Origin of the sequence: Streptomyces sp. NPDC093071 (assembly GCF_044754545.1) — a bacterium.
In the GTDB taxonomy this organism is placed as follows: Bacteria; Actinomycetota; Actinomycetes; order Streptomycetales; family Streptomycetaceae; genus Streptomyces.
In genome coordinates this window covers 827,054-843,611 of record NZ_JBIVPH010000001.1, presented here as the reverse complement: position 1 = coordinate 843,611, position 16,558 = coordinate 827,054, and the positions used below count along the sequence as shown (strand labels likewise).

Genomic DNA, 16,558 nt, shown 5'->3' with positions numbered 1-16,558 from the left:
CGATTCGATCGGGTGTCTCACCACCAGCACACGGCTCCGACCTGCGAGGCGTCTCTCACACCCCTGGGACGGGTCCGTTCGCCTATGGTGCACAGAGGACCCGCGCGACGCGAGCCGGGCCCGGCACGAGGCCGCAGGAGGACCCGGGTGGAGCAGGGCGCAGCGCGCGAGCGGACGACGGAACCCCCGTCCCCGCCCCCCGCCGACGCCGCGCACGGGGACCCGTCCGACACCCCGGACGCCCGCCCCGCACGCGTACCGGGCCAGGCCCGGGGCACGGAGCCGGCCCGAAGCGCGGAGCCCGGCCGGCATCCGGGGCGCGAGCAGGGCACGGCCCCGACCCTGCACCCGACCCGGGGCCGGGCCCAGGGACGGGCCCAGGACGCGACCCCGCCCCCCGGCGTTCCGTACGCGCGCGGCGAGCACACCCACGGCGAGCCGGTCGGGCTCACGGTGCCCCGGGCCGTGCGCCGGCACTCCGTGCGCGGGCAGGTCCTCGAAGCGCTCCGCACCGCCCTCGTCGGCGGCGAGCTGGTCCCCGGCGAGGTGTACTCCGCGCCCGCCCTCGCCGAGCGCTTCGGCGTCTCCGCCACCCCCGTCCGCGAGGCCATGCAGCGCCTGGCGGTCGAGGGCGCCGTCGAGGTCGTGCCGAACCGCGGCTTCCGCGTCACCGAGCGCACCCCCCGCGAGCTGGCCGAGCTGGCCGAGATCCGCGCGCTCATCGAGGTCCCCGTCATGCTGCGGCTCGCCCGCACCGTCCCGGCCGCCCGCTGGGCCGAGCTGCGCCCGCTGGCCGAGGCCACCGCGACGGCTGCGGCCCGGGGCGACCGCGCCCACTACGCCGAGGCCGACCGCGCCTTCCACCGGGCCGTCCTCTCCCTCGCCGGGAACCAGCAGCTCCTCGCCGTCGCCGACGACCTCCACCGCCGCTCCCAGTGGCCCCTGATCAGCGCCCCCGCCCTCCGCCACGGCGTCCTCGTCGCCGACGCCGCCGAGCACACCGCCCTGCTCGACGCCCTGATCGCCCAGGACCTGACGGTCGTCCGGTCCCTCGTACGGGAGCACTTCACCGGATCGGAGTGCTGAGCCTCCGGGGCGACTAAGGTCGGGGGCGTCAGCCGCTCGTACCTGTGCCGTCCGTGAGGTGCTCCCATGCCGTCCGCGACCCCGTCCCCGGCCTGGGACGGACGCCGGCCCGCCACCGGTACGGAACCCGGGGCGGCGGCCCTGCTCGGCTGGCTCACCGATCCCGACGCGCCCCGGCTCTGCCTCGTCACCGGCGCCCCCGGCAGCGGCAAGACGGCGCTGCTCGGCTGGCTCGCCGCGCACGGCCCGCGCTCCGGCCGCACCCGCCGCCGTCCCGCCCGGGTGCTCGTCCCGCTGGCCGGACAGAGCGCCCTCGGCGCGGCCTGGACCGTCGCCGACCGCCTCGGCGTGGTGGCCGGCACCCCCGGCGACCTCGTCGACGCCCTCGCCACCAGCGAGGCGCGGCCCACCGGCCGGGCCGTCCTCCTCCTCACCGACCTGCACGCCGCCGCCGAGCCGGACGCGCTCGCCCGGCTGATCACGGAACTCGCCGGCGTGGGCCGGGTCCGGCTCGTGGTCGAGGCCCGCGACGAGACCCCCGCCCTCGCCGCCCTGCGCGCCGACCGCCGGGTGGCCCTCGTGGACCTCGACGGCGACCCCGCCCCCCTCGACGCGCCCCCGGAGCACGCCCGGCCGCTGCCGGACCTCTCCGACCCGGCGGCCGTCTGCGCCGCCGACCCGCTGCTCGTCACCACGGCGTACGTCACCGGCTCCGCCCCGGCCGGCGTGCCCGGCACCCTCGACGGGCCCGAACCCTCCGGGCGCCCCGGCGAGACCACCGCCGACGACCACGGCGGCCTGCGCACCGCCTGGATGCGGGCCGGGCAGTCCCTCTGTCGCGCGCAGCCCCCGGCGGAACGGGCCCTGGTGCTGCTGGCCGCGCTCGGCGATGGGGCCGACCCCCGGCTGCGCCCCGCCCTCGCGGGCCTCGCGGCGGCCGCGCCCTGGCGGCTCCGCTGGGCCCGCCACCGGGGCGACCTGACCCCGCCCTGGCCCGGCCCGGTCACCGTCCTCGGCGCGGCGGGCGGCCCGCTGGAGGGCACCCTGCTCGTGGGCGACCGCACCGGCACCGTACGCCTGCTGCACGAGACCGACGCGAGCTCCGCGGGGCGCCTGGCGCACGCCGTCCCCGGCCGGATCGCCGCCCTCGCGCCCGCGCCGGACGGCACGGTGCTGATCCTGGACGATCGGGGCCGACTGCACACCGTACGGGGCACGGCGCCCCGGCCCCCCTACCTGGAGCGCCTCACCGAGGCGGTCTCCGCGACCCTCGCCCGCCACCCCGGCACGGCCCTCGCGGCCATCGCCGGTTCGGTGGTGGTGGGGGACCGACTCGGTTCCGTGCACGCCTTCGGCCTCACCGGGCTGCACCAGGCGGCCTCCCACAGCGGCCGGGTCACGGCGGTCGCGGCGGTGGAGTCCGCGACCCCCTTCGTCTGCTCCGGCGGCGCCGACGGGACCGTACGGCTCTGGACCCCGGGCCGCGACCCGCGCCCCGAACCCCTTGCCGAACGCCCCTCCCCGGTGGTCTCCCTGCACGCCGCGGAGACCCCGCACGGCTCCCTGGTCGCCGCGGCCTGGGCCGACGGGCTCGTCGAGCTCCACCGGCCGGAGGGCGGCCCGACGCTCTCCTTCCGGCCGGGCCCCCCGGTCCGCGCCGTCGCCGTCACCGGCTCCGGGTCCCTCCTCGTCGGCACCGACGAGAGCCTGCTGTGCCTCGCGGCGAAGAGGTGACGCCGGGTCAGCGGGCCTTGCGCCGAGGGGGCTTCACGTCGCCGGGTACGGGGTCAGCTGGGCCGACAGCCAGGTCGGCACCCCGCCGAGCAGCCGGAAGAGGCGCCGCGCCTCCGCCCGCAGCCGCCCGGCCTCCGGCTCCGTCTCCGTGGTGGCCAGGGCGGTGAGCGCCGGAGCCGTACCCACCAGGTAGCCCAACTCCTCCCGGATCCGCAGCGATTCGGCGAAGCCGTGTCTCGCCTCCGCCAACTCGCCCTCCCGCAGGGCCAGTCCGGCCAGATGGCGCCACGTGGAGGAGAGCAGCAGCGAGTCCCCCTGGGCCGCCGCCCCCGCGTGCGCCCTGCGGTACGCGGCGCGGGCCGCCTGCGGGGAGTCGCCGAGGTTCTGCGCGATCAGGCCGCGCCGGAAGTCGAGCAGCGGCCGGCCCTCGGCGGACGGGGCGATCAGGGCCGCCGCCCGGCCCAGGGCCATCCGGGCCTCGTCGGCCCGGTCGCGGACCCCGAGCAGGGTCGACGCGTAGGCGAGGTAGCCGCGTTCGCAGGCGGCGGCCCCGCGCTCCTCGTCGGTGCGGGCGACCGCCTCGGCCGTCCGCAGGGCCTCCTCGGCGTCGGCCCAGCCCTTCTCGGTGTAGAGGCAGCGCTCGATGAGCAGCGCGGCCCGTTCGAGCGCCGCGGCCGGTTCGGCGGCGCGCGGCGCGAGCAGCGCGGCCGCGTCCGTCCAGCAGCCCCGGGAGCGGAGACGCCATAGGGCGGTCTCCAGGGGAGTCTCCTTGCCGTGGGCGAGGGACGGATCTTCGCCATCCCTTGATTCGGAACCAGACATGGCGGTATCCGCCACATTGCCCTCCCCGAGCGCGCCATCGAGCTGTTGAGTAAGACCCGCATCTCAGCACGAAGGGCCACACCCGGCCAAGGGGTCGGGTGAAAGATTTCACAAAGGGACGATCGGTGTGGTGACCACCCTTCGGAGAGCGCCCGACGGGCCGTCAGATCGCCGCCGGGCCCGGGACCGGGCCCCGGCACGACCCGTCGGCCGCCCCGGCCGACGGGCCCCCACCAGCCCGTACGTCACTCCTTCGGACTCCTCCGAAGGAGTGAATTCCCGGACGGCTTTCCGGGCCTCGGCCGAAGGCGCTCAACTCATCCGCAGCGCCAGGAAGAAGTCCAGCTTGTCCTCCAGGCGGGACAGGTCGCGGCCGGTGAGCTGTTCGATCCGGCCCACCCGGTACCGCAGCGTGTTCACGTGCAGGTGGAGCCGGGACGCGCAGCGCGTCCAAGAGCCGTCGCAGTCCAGGAACGCCTCCAGGGTCGGGATCAGCTCCGCCCGGTGGCGCCGGTCGTAGTCCCGCAGCGGGTCCAGCAGCCGGGCCGTGAACGCCCGGCGGACGTCGTCCGGCACGAACGGCAGCAGCAGCACGTGCGAGGCCAGCTCGTGGTGCCCGGCCGCGCAGACCCGGCCCGGCCGGGCCGCGGCGACCCGGCGGGCGTGCCGGGCCTCCTCCAGGGCCCCGCGCAGGCCCTCCGCCGAGTGCACGGCCGCGCTGACGCCCAGGGTCAGGCGCCCGTCGTCGGCGAGACCGGCGGAGAGCGGAGCCCGTACGGCGGCGAGGAGCGCGTCCGCGTGCAGTCCGGCGACGGCCGTACGGCCCTCGTCCTCGCTGTCCGGCAGCGGCCCGGCGGCCAGCGGCACCAGGGCGATGGCCTCGTCCCCGCTGTGCGCGACGGCGATCCGGTCGGCCGACTCGGCACCGGCGGTCGCCGGGTCCACCAGGATCTCCTCCAGGAGCGCCTGCGCGACCGGGCCGCCGTCCACGGCGGACCCCTGACCGGCCTCCTGCTCCCACTCCACCCGGGCCACGACGACCTGCCAGTGCGGGGCCGTGCCGAGCCCGGGGAGCAGCACCGGGGCGGCCACCCGCAGCCGGGCCGCGATCTCGGCGGGCGCGGCGCCCGTCTGCACCAGCTCCAGGACCTCCTGGGCGAGCCGGCGCCGCACCGTACGGGCCGCGTCGCGCCGGTCCCGCTCGACCGCGATCAGCTGGGTCACGCCCTGGAGCAGGTCCAGCCGGGCGGCCGGCCAGTCCCCGGCGTCCGCCTCGACGGCGAGCAGCCAGTCCGAGAGGACCGTCTCGCGCACGTCCCGGACGGCGGGCGCGGCGCCCCGGCCGGTGTTGCGGATCGGGAAGAGCGAGTACGTCGTGCCGCCTGCGGCCACCCGGTGCGGGCCGCGCCGGCCGGTCCGGACGGCGGCCAGGTGCTCACCGGCCAGGGTGGCGGCGAGCGCGCCGTCCAGGGGCTCCCCGGCGCCCGCGATCCGGCGGCCGGTGGGGGAGAGGACCCAGGCCCGCAGGTCCAGGTCGGAGCCGAGCAGGTCGAGGACGACCTCGGGGCCGCCGCCCGCAGGACCGGAGGTCATCAGACGCCTGTGCCGGTCGACGACGGCCGCCAGGTCCCCGGCCCGCTCCCCGGACACCTGTCGAACAACGTGCTCGGTGATCGTCGCGAACGCAACGGACTCGTTGACCGCGAAGAGCGGCAGCCGATGGCGCGAACACGCCGCTACGAGATCGTCGGGAATGTCCCCGAGCTCCGCCTCGCCCGCCGCCAGCGCCGCCACCCCGGCCGAGGCCAGGATCCGGGCGAAGGGCTCGGCGTCGGCCGGCTCCCGCAGCCAGGCGAGACCGGTGAGGACCAGCTCCCCGCCGGACAGGTACCGGCTGGGATCCTTGAGGTCCGTCGTCATCACGCCCCGGACGGTGCGGTCCAGCTCGTCCTCGCCGCCGAGCAGGCGCAGCCCCAGCGCGTCGTTCTCCAGCAGTGCGCGCAGCCGCATGATGTCGCCGCCGTCCTTCTCGTCAGTGCTCGTGGATGTCGCGTTGTCGCATTGTCGACGGGTCGGTGGTGCCGCCGTTTCCAGGGGGAAACGGTGAGGTTTCCGTTCACCGCCTTTCGTTCGAATCTACAAGACGACGGTGGGCACCAGCCAACTCCTTCATGTTTTCGGTGACTGCACCCAGGAGAACGTGGCCTTGTGTACTAGGCCACACACCGCGTGAACAGCACATGAACAAGTCGAGGGCCGGCCGTCTTCCCGGGCCCATCCGCACCGCCCCGATCATCCGATCACCAGAATCACTAGAAGAGAGCCACCATGGACTTCCTTCGCCCCGCCAGCTGGGAGGAGGCGCTCGCCGCCAAGGCCGAGCACCCCACGGCCGTGCCCATCGCGGGCGGTACCGACGTCATGGTCGAGATCAATTTCGACCACCGGCGTCCCGAGTACCTCCTGGACCTGAACCGTATCGAGCTGCTGAGCGAGTGGGAGGTCGGCGAGGAGAACGTCCGGCTCGGCGCCTCCGTCCCGTACACCCGGATCATGGAGAACCTGCGGGCCGAGCTGCCCGGTCTGGCGCTCGCCTCGCACACGGTGGCCTCCCCGCAGATCCGCAACCGCGGCGGCGTCGGCGGCAACCTGGGCACCGCCTCCCCGGCCGGTGACGCCCACCCGGCCCTGCTCGCGGCGGGCGCCGAGGTCGAGGTCGAGTCCGTGCGCGGCAGCCGCTTCATCCCGATCGACGCGTTCTACACGGGCGTGAAGCGCAACGCCCTGGAGCCCGACGAGCTGATCAAGACCGTCCACATCAAGAAGGCGGACGGCCCCCAGCAGTACTCCAAGGTCGGCACCCGCAACGCGATGGTCATCGCCGTCTGCGCCTTCGGCCTGGCGCTCCACCCGGAGACCCGGACCGTCCGCACCGGCATCGGCTCCGCCGCGCCGACCCCGATCCGCGCCAAGGAGGCCGAGGCCTTCCTGAACGCGGCCCTGGAAGAGGGCGGCTTCTGGGACAACGGAAAGATCATCACCCCGTCGATCGCGAAGCAGTTCGCCGACCTCTGCTCGGGCGCCGCGAACCCGATCGACGACGTCCGGGGCACCGCCAAGTACCGCCGCCACGCCGTCGGCATCATGGCCCGCCGCCAGCTCGGCTGGACCTGGGAGCAGTACCGCGGCACCGGCCGCACGCTTGAGGGAGCTGCATAACATGCGCGTCAATTTCACGGTCAACGGACGTCCGCAGGAGGCCGACGACGTCTGGGAGGGCGAGTCCCTCCTCTACGTCCTGCGCGAGCGGATGGGCCTTCCCGGCTCCAAGAACGCCTGCGAGCAGGGCGAGTGCGGTTCCTGCACGGTCCGCCTCGACGGCGTCCCCGTCTGTTCCTGCCTCGTCGCCGCCGGCCAGGTCGAGGGCCGCGAGGTCGTCACCGTCGAGGGCCTCGCCGAGTTCGCCAAGGAGCGCGCGGAGCACGGCTCCTGCGGCACCGGCGGCTGCGGCACCCCGCTCGACGCCGCCAAGAAGTGGGAGGCCAAGCCCGGTCAGGACTCCCAGACCGGCGAGGGCGTCGAACTGAGCCCCATCCAGCAGGCGTTCATCGACGCCGGCGCCGTCCAGTGCGGCTTCTGCACCCCCGGCCTGCTGATCGCCGCCGACGAACTCCTGGAGCGGCAGAGCGACCCGTCCGACCAGGACATCCGCGAGGCCCTCTCCGGCAACCTGTGCCGCTGCACGGGCTACGAGAAGATCCTCGACGCGGTCCGCCTCGCGGCCGCCCGTCAGGGAGAGGCGGTCTGACCATGGCGCAGAACACCCGTACCGCACCCGCCGGTACGCCCACCAACGTCACCCAGAACCACACCAAGGGCGGCATCGGCGAGTCCACGCTCCGCCCCGACGGCACCCTCAAGGTCACCGGCGAGTTCGCCTACTCCTCGGACATGTGGCACGAGGACATGCTCTGGGGCCAGACCCTCCGCTCCACCGTCGCCCACGCCGAGATCGTCTCCATCGACGTCTCCGAGGCCCTGGCGATGTCCGGCGTCTACGCCGTCCTCACGTACGACGACCTGCCGGCCGAGATGAAGAACTACGGCCTGGAGATCCAGGACACCCCCGTCCTCGCCCACGGCCGGGTACGGCACCACGGCGAGCCGGTCGCCCTGATCGCCGCCGACCACCCGGAGACCGCCCGCCGCGCCGCCGCCAAGGTCAGGATCGAGTACAAGGAGCTGCCCGTCGTCACCGATGAGGCCTCCGCGCTCGCCCCCGACGCCCCCCTCATCCACGAGGGCCGCGACGACCACCACGCCGGACACGTCCCGCACCCCAACATCGTGCACCGCCAGCCGATCATTCGCGGCAACGTGGAGGAGGCCCGCAAGCGGGCCGACGTGATCGTCGAGGGCGAGTACGTCTTCGGAATGCAGGACCAGGCCTTCCTCGGCCCGGAGTCCGGCCTCGCCGTGCCCGCCGAGGACGGCGGCGTCGACCTGTACGTCGCCACCCAGTGGCTCCACTCCGACCTGCGCCAGATCGCGCCCGTCCTCGGCCTGCCCGAGGAGAAGGTCCGCATGACGCTCTCCGGCGTCGGCGGCGCCTTCGGCGGCCGCGAGGATCTGTCGATGCAGATCCACGCCTGCCTCCTGGCGCTCCGCACCGGCAAGCCGGTCAAGATCGTCTACAACCGCTTCGAGTCCTTCTTCGGCCACGTCCACCGCCACCCGGCGAAGCTCCACTACGAGCACGGCGCCACCAAGGACGGCAAGCTCACCCACCTCAAGGCCCGGATCGTCCTCGACGGCGGCGCCTACGCCTCGGCCTCCCCGGCCGTCGTCGGCAACGCCTCCTCGCTCGGCGCCGGCCCGTACGTGGTCGACGACGTCGAGATCGAGGCCGTCGCCCTCTACACCAACAACCCGCCCTGCGGCGCCATGCGCGGCTTCGGCGCGGTCCAGGCGTGCTTCGCGTACGAGGCGCAGATGGACAAGCTCGCGAAGAAGCTGGGCATGGACCCGGTCGAGTTCCGGCAGATCAACGCCATGGAACAGGGCACGCTCATGCCCACGGGACAGGTCGTCGACTCGCCCGCCCCGGTCGCCGAACTGCTCCGCCGGGTCAAGGCCCGCCCCATGCCGCCCGAGCAGCAGTGGCTCGCCGCCGGCGAGCAGGCTGACGTCCGCGCGCTGCCCGGCGGCCTCTCCAACACCACGCACGGCGAGGGCGTCGTCCGCGGCGTCGGCTACGCCGTCGGCATCAAGAACGTCGGCTTCTCCGAGGGCTTCGACGACTACTCGACCGCCCGCGTGGTCCTCCAGGTCATCAACGGCGAGCCCGTCGCCATGGTCCACACGGCCATGGCCGAGGTCGGCCAGGGCGGCGTCACCGTGCACGCCCAGATCGCCCGTACGGAGCTCGGCGTCACCCAGGTCACCATCCACCCGGCCGACACCCAGGTCGGCTCCGCCGGCTCCACGTCCGCCTCCCGGCAGACGTACATGACCGGCGGCGCGGTGAAGAACACCTGCGAGGCCGTCCGCGAGAAGGTCCTGGAGATCGGCCGCCGCAAGAACGGCTCCTACCACCCCGCCTGGGCGACCGCCGAACTCCTCCTGGAGGGCGGCAAGGTCGTCACCGACGGCGGCGAGGTCCTCGCGACCCTCGCCGACGTCCTGGAGGGCGAGGACCCGATCGACCTGGAGCTGGAGTTCCGGCACCGCCCGACCGTCCCCTTCGACCTGGTCACCGGCCAGGGCGACGGCCACGTCCAGTACACCTTCGCCGCGCACCGCGCGGTCGTCGAGGTGGACACCGAGCTCGGCCTCGTCAAGGTCATCGAGCTCGCCACCGCCCAGGACGTCGGCAAGGCGCTCAACATGCTCTCCGTCGTCGGCCAGATCCAGGGTGGCACCACCCAGGGCCTGGGCGTCGCGGTGATGGAAGAGATCATCGTGGACCCGAAGACCGCGAAGGTGCGCAACCCCTCCTTCACGGACTACCTGATCCCGACGATCCTCGACACGCCGACCATCCCGGTCGACGTGCTCGAACTCGCCGACCCCAACGCGCCGTACGGCCTGCGGGGACTCGGCGAGGCCCCGACCCTGTCGTCCACCCCGGCCGTCCTCGCGGCGATCCGGAACGCGACGGGCCTGGAGCTCAACAAGACGCCGGTCCGCCCCGAGGCGCTCACCGGCACCCTGTAGGACCCTCCGGGCGGTACGGCCCGTACCGGGAACGTCACTCTTCCCCGCCCGTACCGCCCGGAGCCCCCACGCACCACCCCCGTTCGTCTCGGGCCGTCCCCCGGGTCGTGCAGCCACGCAGCATCCCAAATCCCGCGGCTTCAGCCGGACCAGAACCCTTCGAAGTCCGACGCGGGTGCCCCTTTGAACCTTGGGAGTAGGCCCCATGACCCAGTCGTCAGTGGAGCCCAAGACCAGCGCCGAGGACGCGGGCTCCGGCTCGCGCACCCCCGCCGGCAGGTCTTGGCTCGACCGGTACTTTCACATCTCGGAGAGAGGATCCACCGTCGCGACGGAGGTCCGCGGCGGCGTCACCACCTTCATGGCGATGGCGTACATCCTCCTGCTCAACCCCCTGATCCTCAGCGGCAAGGACGTCGACGGCAATCTGCTCGGCCAGCCGGCGCTCATCACCGCCACCGCCCTCGCCGCGGCCGCGACGACCCTCCTCATGGGCTTCTGGGGCAAGGTCCCGCTCGCCCTCGCCGCCGGTCTGAGCGTCTCCGGGGTCATGGCCTCGCAGGTCGTCCCCGTCATGACCTGGCCGCAGGCCATGGGCATGTCCGTGGCGTACGGCGCGGTGATCTGTCTCCTGGTGGTCACCGGCCTCCGCGAGATGATCATGAACGCGATCCCGCTGGCCCTGAAGCACGCCATCACCATCGGCATCGGCCTCTTCATCGCGATCATCGGCTTCGTGAAGGCCGGCTTCGTCCACGAGAACCCCGCCCCGGGCGGCGGCCCCGTCTCCCTCGGCCCGGCCGGCGAGCTCCAGGGCTGGCCCGTCCTGATCTTCGCCGTCACCCTGCTGCTGATCTTCGCCCTCCAGGCCCGCAATGTCCCTGGCGCCATCCTCATCGGCATCGTCGTCGGCACGGTCGTCGCGGTCGTCCTCAACGCGGTCGCCGACATACCCGCCAAGGCCTGGTTCTCCGGCCCGCCGGAGCTCCACGGCAGCGCGGTCTCCGCCCCCGACTTCTCCCTCTTCGGACAGGTGTCCTTCAGCGGCTGGGGCGACGTCGGCTACATCACGATCACCATGATCGTCTTCACCCTGGTGCTGGCCGGCTTCTTCGACGCCATGGCGACCATCCTGGGCGTCGGCACCGAGGCCAAGCTCGCCGACGACAAGGGCCGTATGCCCGGCCTCTCCAAGGCCCTCTTCATCGACGGCGCCGGCGGCGTCATCGGCGGCGGCGCCGGAGCCTCGGGCCAGACGGTCTTCGTCGAGTCCGCCACCGGCGTCGGCGAGGGCGCCCGCACCGGCCTGGCCTCCGTGGTCACCGGCGGCTTCTTCGCCCTCTGCCTCTTCTTCACCCCGCTCACCGCGATCGTGCCCCAGGAGGTCGCCGCCGCGGCCCTGGTCGTCATCGGCTCGATGATGATGCAGAACGCCAAGCACGTGGACTGGAGCGACCGCTCCGTCGCCATCCCGGTCTTCCTCACCGTGGTCCTGATGCCGTTCACGTACACCATCACCACGGGTGTCGCCGCCGGTGTCATCTCCTACGCGGTGATCAAGACCGCCCAGGGGAAGGCGCGGGAGGTCGGGGCCTTCATGTGGGGCCTGACCGCGATCTTCGTCGTGTACTTCGCCATCCATCCGATCGAGAGCTGGCTCGGCGTCGGCTGACGCCCCCGCCGCCCTCCCGCACCTTCCAAGGAGAACCGAGATGCTGGACATCGCCGAAGAGCTGCACCGGTGGGTCGAGCAGGGACGCGCCTTCGCCGTCGCCACCGTGGTGGCGGTCGGCGGCAGCGCGCCCCGGCAGCCGGGCGCCGCGCTCGCCGTCGACAGCGAGGGCACGGCGATCGGATCGGTCTCCGGGGGGTGCGTGGAGGGCGCGGTCTACGACCTGTGCGTCCAGGCCCTCGACGACGGCCGGACCGTCGTCGAGCGCTTCGGCTACAGCGACGAGGACGCCTTCGCCGTCGGCCTGACCTGCGGCGGGATCATCGACATCCTCGTCACCCCGGTCCGCGGCGGGGTCCTCCCCGCCGCGCTCGCCGCCGCCGTCGGGGGCGAGGCGGCGGCCCTCGCCCGGATCGTCTCCGGGCCCGACGACCTGCTCGGCCGGGCCCTCCTGGTCCGCCCCGACGGCTCGTACGAGGGCAAGCTCGGCGGTCACCCCGAGCTGGATCGCACCGCGGCCGGCGAGGCCCGCGCGATGCTCGACGCGGGCCGCACCGGCACCGTGGAGATCGGCGAGGACGGCAGCCGCTGCGGACAGCCCCTGAGCCTCCTGGTCGAGTCCTCCGTGCCCGCGCCCCGCATGATCGTCTTCGGGGCCATCGACTTCGCCGCCGCGCTCGTCCGGGTCGGCAAGTTCCTCGGCTACCACGTCACCGTCTGCGACGCCCGGCCCGTCTTCGCGACCCCGGCCCGCTTCCCCGAGGCCGACGAGATCGTCGTCGAATGGCCCCACCGCTACCTGGAGTCCACGGAAGTGGACGGCCGGACCGTCCTGTGCGTCCTCACCCACGACGCCAAGTTCGACGTGCCCCTGCTCCAGGTCGCCCTCCGGCTCCCCGTCGCCTACGTCGGCGCGATGGGCTCCCGCCGCACCCACGAGGACCGCAACGAGCGGCTGCGCGGGGTCGGCGTCACCGAACTCGAACTCGCCCGGCTGCGCTCCCCGATCGGCCTCGACCTCGGCGCCCGCACGCCGGAGGAGACCGCCCTGTCGATCGGCGCCGAGATCGTCGCCCACCGCAGGGGCGGCACCGGGGTCTCCCTCACCGGCGCCCACACCCCGATCCACCACGACGGACCCCGGGGGCCGCTGGGCCGGATAGGGTCCGTCGCCTAGGACGCGCCCGTCAGGCGGCCGGATCCACCGGAAGCGCCTCCCACGGGGGAGGCGCGAGCTGGTCCGTCCAGGCCGCCAGGGCCTCGCCGTCCACGCAGACGATCCCGCACGTGGCGGCGTACTCGGCGGCCGGCGCGGTGAGGGAGCTGGTGGTCACCAGCACCGCCACGTCGGCCCCGTGCACGGTGAAGCAGGTCCCGCCGAACCGCTGGAGGTCCTGGGAGCCGACCCGGTGGTCCTCCGCGTACTGCTTGCACTGGATCACCACCCGGCGCCCGTCCACGGTCGTCGCGATCACGTCCGCGCCCAGGTCGCCCGCGCCGCCGACCACCTCCACCGGGGTGCAGCCGTCCCGCGCGCAGAGCGCGGCGACCGTGTGCTCGAAGCCGTCCGGGTCGACCGCCGTGTGGTCCAGCGCCTCCGCCCCGACGTCGGGCACGTCCGCGACCGGGACGGCGGCGGTACGGAGGGCCCCGCGCCTCCCGAAGGACGCCCGGCCCCGCCGTACGGGCATCGCGCTCCTCCTGAACAGGGCGAGGGCCACGGCGATCGCCCCGATCGCGGCGAACGCCACCAGGAGCGCGGCCGGCACCCCCGAACCGCGGTCCCCGGCCGCCCCGGCGGTCTTCAGGAAGAGGGCCAGACCGCCGACGCACGTCCCCGCGAGCCCGATCGCGAGCACCAGATCGCGCCCGACCGCCACGGGGCCGCGCCGGACGGCACCCCTGTCCTCCCCGACGAACCCCATCCGGACCCCTCCCTCACGTACGAACTCCACGTACCGACTCCGCGTACTGACTCCGCGTGCGAACTCCTCGCCCACGGCCCCTCCCGCGTGGCGCGTCCGGGTCCGGACATGCCGCGGCCCCGACCCGGAAGGGGCCGGGGGCCGCGGCGCGTGCCGGCCCGGAGGGTCAGCGCTTGAAGGCGTCCTTCGTCTTCTCCTTGGCCTCCCGGGCGTCGCCCTTGGCGCGCTCGGCGCGGCCCTCGCCGGCCATCCGCTCGTCGCCGAGCGCACGGCCCGTGTTCTCCTTGACGGCGCCCTTGACCTGCTCGCCCTTGGCCTTCATCTTCTCGTTGCCCGACATGTCGGCTCCTCTCCGAGAACCTGGAAAACCCTTGTCTTGGTGAAAGGCCGCATAACCGCGAACAGGGTCCCGAAACGGGGTCGTGGCTTCCGGACCGCGATAATCGAGGCGGCCACGCGCGCGGCCGACCATCCCGAGGACGAAGGACCGACGATGCTGAAAGAGGGCCGGCGAGTACGGCTTGCGGTGGACCTCCGGCTGGCCGGAGAGGTCGTCCCGGCCGGCGGACCCGGGGCGGAGACGGGCGCCGGGGCGGGGTTCCTGGCCCTGGCGGCGGGCGCCGAGGGCACCGTCGAGCGGGTGGACGAGGACCGTCCCCGGGGCCCGGAGGTGCGCGAGTACGAGCGGCTCAAGTCCCTCCTGGACGACTTCGGCCACCAGATGCCCCCGGCCAGCAGGCGGCAGCTCGAAGAGCGGGTCGCCGAGCTCGAACCCGCCTGGACCGCCTACCTGGAGCGCACGCTCCGCACGACCGTCCGCGTCCGCTTCGACAACGGGTTCGTCCTCGACGACGCGCCCGGGGACCTCTTCGCCCCCGCCTGACCGGGGCGCCCGGAGGGTTTCTCAGATGCCCGTCGAGAGGGCCACGTGACGCCACCGGTCGAGTTCGCGGCGCACCAGGTCCAGCTTCGCCTCGACGCGCTCGACCGCGTCCGCGCCCAGTTGCAGCCGCAGCGGCGGCTCGGCGGCCTCGGTGACGTCGACGACGGCCCTGGCCGCCTTCGCCGGATCGCCCGGCTGGCGGCCGTCGTTCCGGGCCAGCGCCTCGCGCACCGGTCCCGCGCCGGCGGCGTAGTCCTCGATGGCGGCCGGCTCGACCCGGATGCTGGAGGCGCTGAGGAAGTCGGTGCGGAATCCGCCCGGTTCCACGATCGTGACGCGCACGCCGAGCGGGGCCAGCTCGCCGTGCAGCGCCTCGGAGACGCCCTCCAGGGCGAACTTCGACGCCCCGTACAGGCCCGCCGCCGGAACGGTGGCGAAGCCGCCCACGGAGCCGATGTTCACGACGTGCCCCGACCGCTGGGCGCGCAGCGTCGGCAGGGTCGCCCGCAGGGTGTTGAGCACGCCGAACACGTTGACGTCGAACAGCGCCCGGGCGGCCTCGTCGGAGGTCTCCTCGATCGCGCCCACCAGACCGTGACCCGCGTTGTTGACCACGACGTCGATCCGGCCGAACTCCTTCAGGCCCGCCTCCACCGCGGCCGCCAGCCGCTCCGGTGCGGTCACGTCCGCGCTCACCGCCAGCAGCCCGTCCGGCTTCTCCGGGTACGCGCGGAGCACCGCCGAGGCGTCCCGCGCCGTCGCGATCACGCGATGCCCGCGGGCCAGCGCCTCGCGGGTGATCTCCGCGCCGAGCCCGCGCGAGGCACCCGTGACGAACCACACTCCCATGTTCTTCCACCGATCGATCGTCCTGTACCGACGGACCGACGCTAGGACGTGGAGTGCTCTCCAAGTCAACAGCCTTCTTTTGCAAGGGCGTTCACGGACTCCGTGCGCCACCCGTCCGGCGGCCGCCCGAGTACGATCGCCCATACCGGTCTGAGTACGCGAGGGGTTGTCCGCCGCGCGCGGTGTGGCGAGGGTGTCCCCATGCGTCGACCGCTGTTGCTCCTCGCCCTGTTCCTGATCGTCGTCGTCTACGGGGTCGTGCACTTCTCCCACGACGAGGGGACGGCCTCCGCCCGCGAGGTGGCCAGGAAGGCGAGCGAACGGCTGGAGAGCCAACGCCCGCGCACGGCGGAGGAGGTCGGGTACGCCGCCTCCCTCTTCGACCGGGTGGAGGTGATGCGGGTGACGGGCACCTCGACGCACGACGGGGACGGCGTCCACGTGATCGTCCGCACGACCGGTTACGGGTACGAGGGGGCGCTGCTCGCCGCCGAACGGTACGTCGTCCGGCGCTGCTTCAGGGTGCGGGTGTCGCCCGAGGCGGAGTGGGGCGCGGAGCCCCGCAAGGTCGACTGCCCGGACGGCCCCGCGCTGGCCTTCCGCCCGCCGCCCGAACCGCCCCGGCTGCCGTACGAGGAGCTCCGGAGGAAGCTTCCCCGGGTGCCGAAGGGGGGCCGGGCGGACGAGGCCGGGGTGCGCCGGGTGGTCGCCGCCCTGGACATGGACCCGAAGATCCGCACCGAGGTGAGGGCGGACGGCGACCGGGTCGGCGTCCTGCTCCTCGTGCCGGGCAACGGCTTCGACCCGCAGGACTGCCTGCTCGCCCGCGTGGCCCCCGGCGACACCTCGGTGTGGGTGCCGTCCCGGATGCAGCGGATGCCCGGGGAGGCCGGCTGCGGCGTCGGCAACGCGCTGGACCCGGCGCCCCCGCCGCACTAGGCCGCAGGCTCGGCCGGGACCGTCTTGCGGACCTCCGCGAGGTCCGGAACGGCCTTCCGGACCTCCGCGAGATACGCGGTCATGGCGTCCCGGTTGCGGGTCAGCTGGTCGATCCGCTGCGCCATGCGCGCGCACTCCAGCTCCAGGAGCGCGATCGTCTCCGGCGTCGGGTTCGGGATGTCGATCCGTCCCGGCGGCCCGAGGCACGGCAGGATCCTGCGGATCGTCTGCGTCGGCAGGCCCGCGTCGAGCAGCCCGCGCACCTGCTGGACGCGGTCCACGCAGGGCTCCGGATAGTCCCGGTAGCCGTTGGCGCACCGCCGGGAGGCGATCAGCTCCTGCTCCTCGTAGTACCGCAGCATCCGGCGGGAGACACCGGTGCGTTCCGACAGCTCCCCGATCCGCACGACTCCCGCCTCCCGCGACGCTTTT

At 74.0% G+C, this 16,558-nt stretch carries 15 protein-coding genes; 9 read left to right on the top strand and 6 right to left on the bottom strand.

From position 1 onward, the window contains the following. The first annotated feature begins 147 nt into the window (after positions 1–147). Positions 148–1,086 carry a GntR family transcriptional regulator gene (locus ACIQD7_RS03520; protein WP_402439015.1) on the top strand — a complete coding sequence of 313 codons (939 nt, stop codon included), beginning with the start codon at positions 148–150 and terminating at the stop codon, positions 1,084–1,086. Positions 1,087–1,152: 66 nt separating this feature from the next. Beyond that, positions 1,153–2,820 carry a hypothetical protein gene (locus ACIQD7_RS03515; RefSeq protein WP_402439013.1) on the top strand — a complete coding sequence of 556 codons (1,668 nt, stop codon included), beginning with the start codon at positions 1,153–1,155 and terminating at the stop codon, positions 2,818–2,820. A gap of 33 nt (positions 2,821–2,853) precedes the next feature. Here ACIQD7_RS03515 and ACIQD7_RS03510 read toward each other — a convergent pair whose 3' ends face one another. Beyond that, a complete protein-coding gene (locus ACIQD7_RS03510) occupies positions 2,854–3,642 on the bottom strand; it encodes a hypothetical protein (RefSeq protein WP_402439011.1) in 789 nt (262 codons plus the stop codon). A gap of 312 nt (positions 3,643–3,954) precedes the next feature. After that, positions 3,955–5,652, bottom strand: a complete 1,698-nt coding sequence (locus tag ACIQD7_RS03505; protein WP_402439009.1) for a PucR family transcriptional regulator — start codon at positions 5,650–5,652, stop codon at positions 3,955–3,957. A gap of 318 nt (positions 5,653–5,970) precedes the next feature. Here ACIQD7_RS03505 and ACIQD7_RS03500 point away from each other — a divergent pair, with 318 nt between their 5' ends. The 5 genes from ACIQD7_RS03500 to ACIQD7_RS03480 all read left to right on the top strand — a co-directional run bounded on the left by ACIQD7_RS03500 (position 5,971) and on the right by ACIQD7_RS03480 (position 12,707). Continuing rightward, positions 5,971–6,861, top strand: coding sequence for a xanthine dehydrogenase family protein subunit M (locus ACIQD7_RS03500; protein ID WP_121832305.1), 891 nt, complete (start codon positions 5,971–5,973; stop codon positions 6,859–6,861). 1 nt (position 6,862) lies between these two features. Next, the gene (locus ACIQD7_RS03495) at positions 6,863–7,450 is read left to right on the top strand and encodes a (2Fe-2S)-binding protein (RefSeq protein ID WP_121832306.1); all 588 of its coding nucleotides are present in this window, start codon (positions 6,863–6,865) and stop codon (positions 7,448–7,450) included. 2 nt (positions 7,451–7,452) lie between these two features. Further along, entirely contained in the window at positions 7,453–9,858 is a 2,406-nt protein-coding gene (gene pucD, locus ACIQD7_RS03490; RefSeq protein WP_402439007.1) for a xanthine dehydrogenase subunit D, read from the top strand. 205 nt (positions 9,859–10,063) lie between these two features. Beyond that, the gene (locus ACIQD7_RS03485; protein ID WP_121832308.1) at positions 10,064–11,530 is read left to right on the top strand and encodes an NCS2 family permease; all 1,467 of its coding nucleotides are present in this window, start codon (positions 10,064–10,066) and stop codon (positions 11,528–11,530) included. Positions 11,531–11,570: 40 nt separating this feature from the next. Then, complete coding sequence (locus ACIQD7_RS03480) at positions 11,571–12,707, top strand: XdhC family protein (protein WP_121832309.1); 1,137 nt, start codon at positions 11,571–11,573, stop codon at positions 12,705–12,707. Between the two features lie 10 nt (positions 12,708–12,717). Here ACIQD7_RS03480 and ACIQD7_RS03475 read toward each other — a convergent pair whose 3' ends face one another. Together ACIQD7_RS03475 and ACIQD7_RS03470 are read right to left on the bottom strand one after the other, a co-directional pair. Then, a complete protein-coding gene (locus ACIQD7_RS03475) occupies positions 12,718–13,455 on the bottom strand; it encodes a restriction endonuclease (RefSeq protein ID WP_121832310.1) in 738 nt (245 codons plus the stop codon). A gap of 166 nt (positions 13,456–13,621) precedes the next feature. Then, positions 13,622–13,795, bottom strand: coding sequence for a CsbD family protein (locus ACIQD7_RS03470; protein WP_366378466.1), 174 nt, complete (start codon positions 13,793–13,795; stop codon positions 13,622–13,624). Between the two features lie 153 nt (positions 13,796–13,948). Between ACIQD7_RS03470 and ACIQD7_RS03465 the strand changes: the two genes are divergently transcribed. Further along, positions 13,949–14,338, top strand: a complete 390-nt coding sequence (locus ACIQD7_RS03465; RefSeq protein WP_402439005.1) for a hypothetical protein — start codon at positions 13,949–13,951, stop codon at positions 14,336–14,338. Positions 14,339–14,359: 21 nt separating this feature from the next. Here the strand turns inward: ACIQD7_RS03465 and ACIQD7_RS03460 are convergent, their stop codons facing one another. Then, a complete protein-coding gene (locus ACIQD7_RS03460; RefSeq protein ID WP_402439003.1) occupies positions 14,360–15,187 on the bottom strand; it encodes an oxidoreductase in 828 nt (275 codons plus the stop codon). Positions 15,188–15,388: 201 nt separating this feature from the next. Here ACIQD7_RS03460 and ACIQD7_RS03455 point away from each other — a divergent pair, with 201 nt between their 5' ends. Further along, a complete protein-coding gene (locus ACIQD7_RS03455; RefSeq protein ID WP_402439001.1) occupies positions 15,389–16,126 on the top strand; it encodes a translation initiation factor IF-2 in 738 nt (245 codons plus the stop codon). On the opposite strand, the gene ACIQD7_RS03450 is transcribed toward ACIQD7_RS03455, so the two are convergent. Then, positions 16,123–16,533 carry a MerR family transcriptional regulator gene (locus ACIQD7_RS03450; RefSeq protein ID WP_402438999.1) on the bottom strand — a complete coding sequence of 137 codons (411 nt, stop codon included), beginning with the start codon at positions 16,531–16,533 and terminating at the stop codon, positions 16,123–16,125. The two genes, ACIQD7_RS03455 and ACIQD7_RS03450, sit on opposite strands and share 4 nt — an antisense overlap. Positions 16,534–16,558: the final 25 nt, after the last annotated feature.

Bases quoted from the DNA above. Each gene is read 5' to 3' on its own strand.
- ACIQD7_RS03495 (WP_121832306.1), top strand. From the start codon at position 6,863: ATGCGCGTCAATTTCACGGTCAACGGACGTCCGCAGGAGGCCGACGAC.
- ACIQD7_RS03455 (WP_402439001.1), top strand. From the start codon at position 15,389: ATGCGTCGACCGCTGTTGCTCCTCGCCCTGTTCCTGATCGTCGTCGTC.
- ACIQD7_RS03515 (WP_402439013.1), top strand. From the start codon at position 1,153: ATGCCGTCCGCGACCCCGTCCCCGGCCTGGGACGGACGCCGGCCCGCC.
- ACIQD7_RS03510 (WP_402439011.1), bottom strand. From the start codon at position 3,642: ATGTCTGGTTCCGAATCAAGGGATGGCGAAGATCCGTCCCTCGCCCAC.
- ACIQD7_RS03465 (WP_402439005.1), top strand. From the start codon at position 13,949: ATGCTGAAAGAGGGCCGGCGAGTACGGCTTGCGGTGGACCTCCGGCTG.
- ACIQD7_RS03470 (WP_366378466.1), bottom strand. From the start codon at position 13,795: ATGTCGGGCAACGAGAAGATGAAGGCCAAGGGCGAGCAGGTCAAGGGC.
- pucD (WP_402439007.1), top strand. From the start codon at position 7,453: ATGGCGCAGAACACCCGTACCGCACCCGCCGGTACGCCCACCAACGTC.
- ACIQD7_RS03505 (WP_402439009.1), bottom strand. From the start codon at position 5,652: ATGCGGCTGCGCGCACTGCTGGAGAACGACGCGCTGGGGCTGCGCCTG.
- ACIQD7_RS03500 (WP_121832305.1), top strand. From the start codon at position 5,971: ATGGACTTCCTTCGCCCCGCCAGCTGGGAGGAGGCGCTCGCCGCCAAG.
- ACIQD7_RS03475 (WP_121832310.1), bottom strand. From the start codon at position 13,455: ATGGGGTTCGTCGGGGAGGACAGGGGTGCCGTCCGGCGCGGCCCCGTG.
- ACIQD7_RS03480 (WP_121832309.1), top strand. From the start codon at position 11,571: ATGCTGGACATCGCCGAAGAGCTGCACCGGTGGGTCGAGCAGGGACGC.
- ACIQD7_RS03485 (WP_121832308.1), top strand. From the start codon at position 10,064: ATGACCCAGTCGTCAGTGGAGCCCAAGACCAGCGCCGAGGACGCGGGC.
- ACIQD7_RS03460 (WP_402439003.1), bottom strand. From the start codon at position 15,187: ATGGGAGTGTGGTTCGTCACGGGTGCCTCGCGCGGGCTCGGCGCGGAG.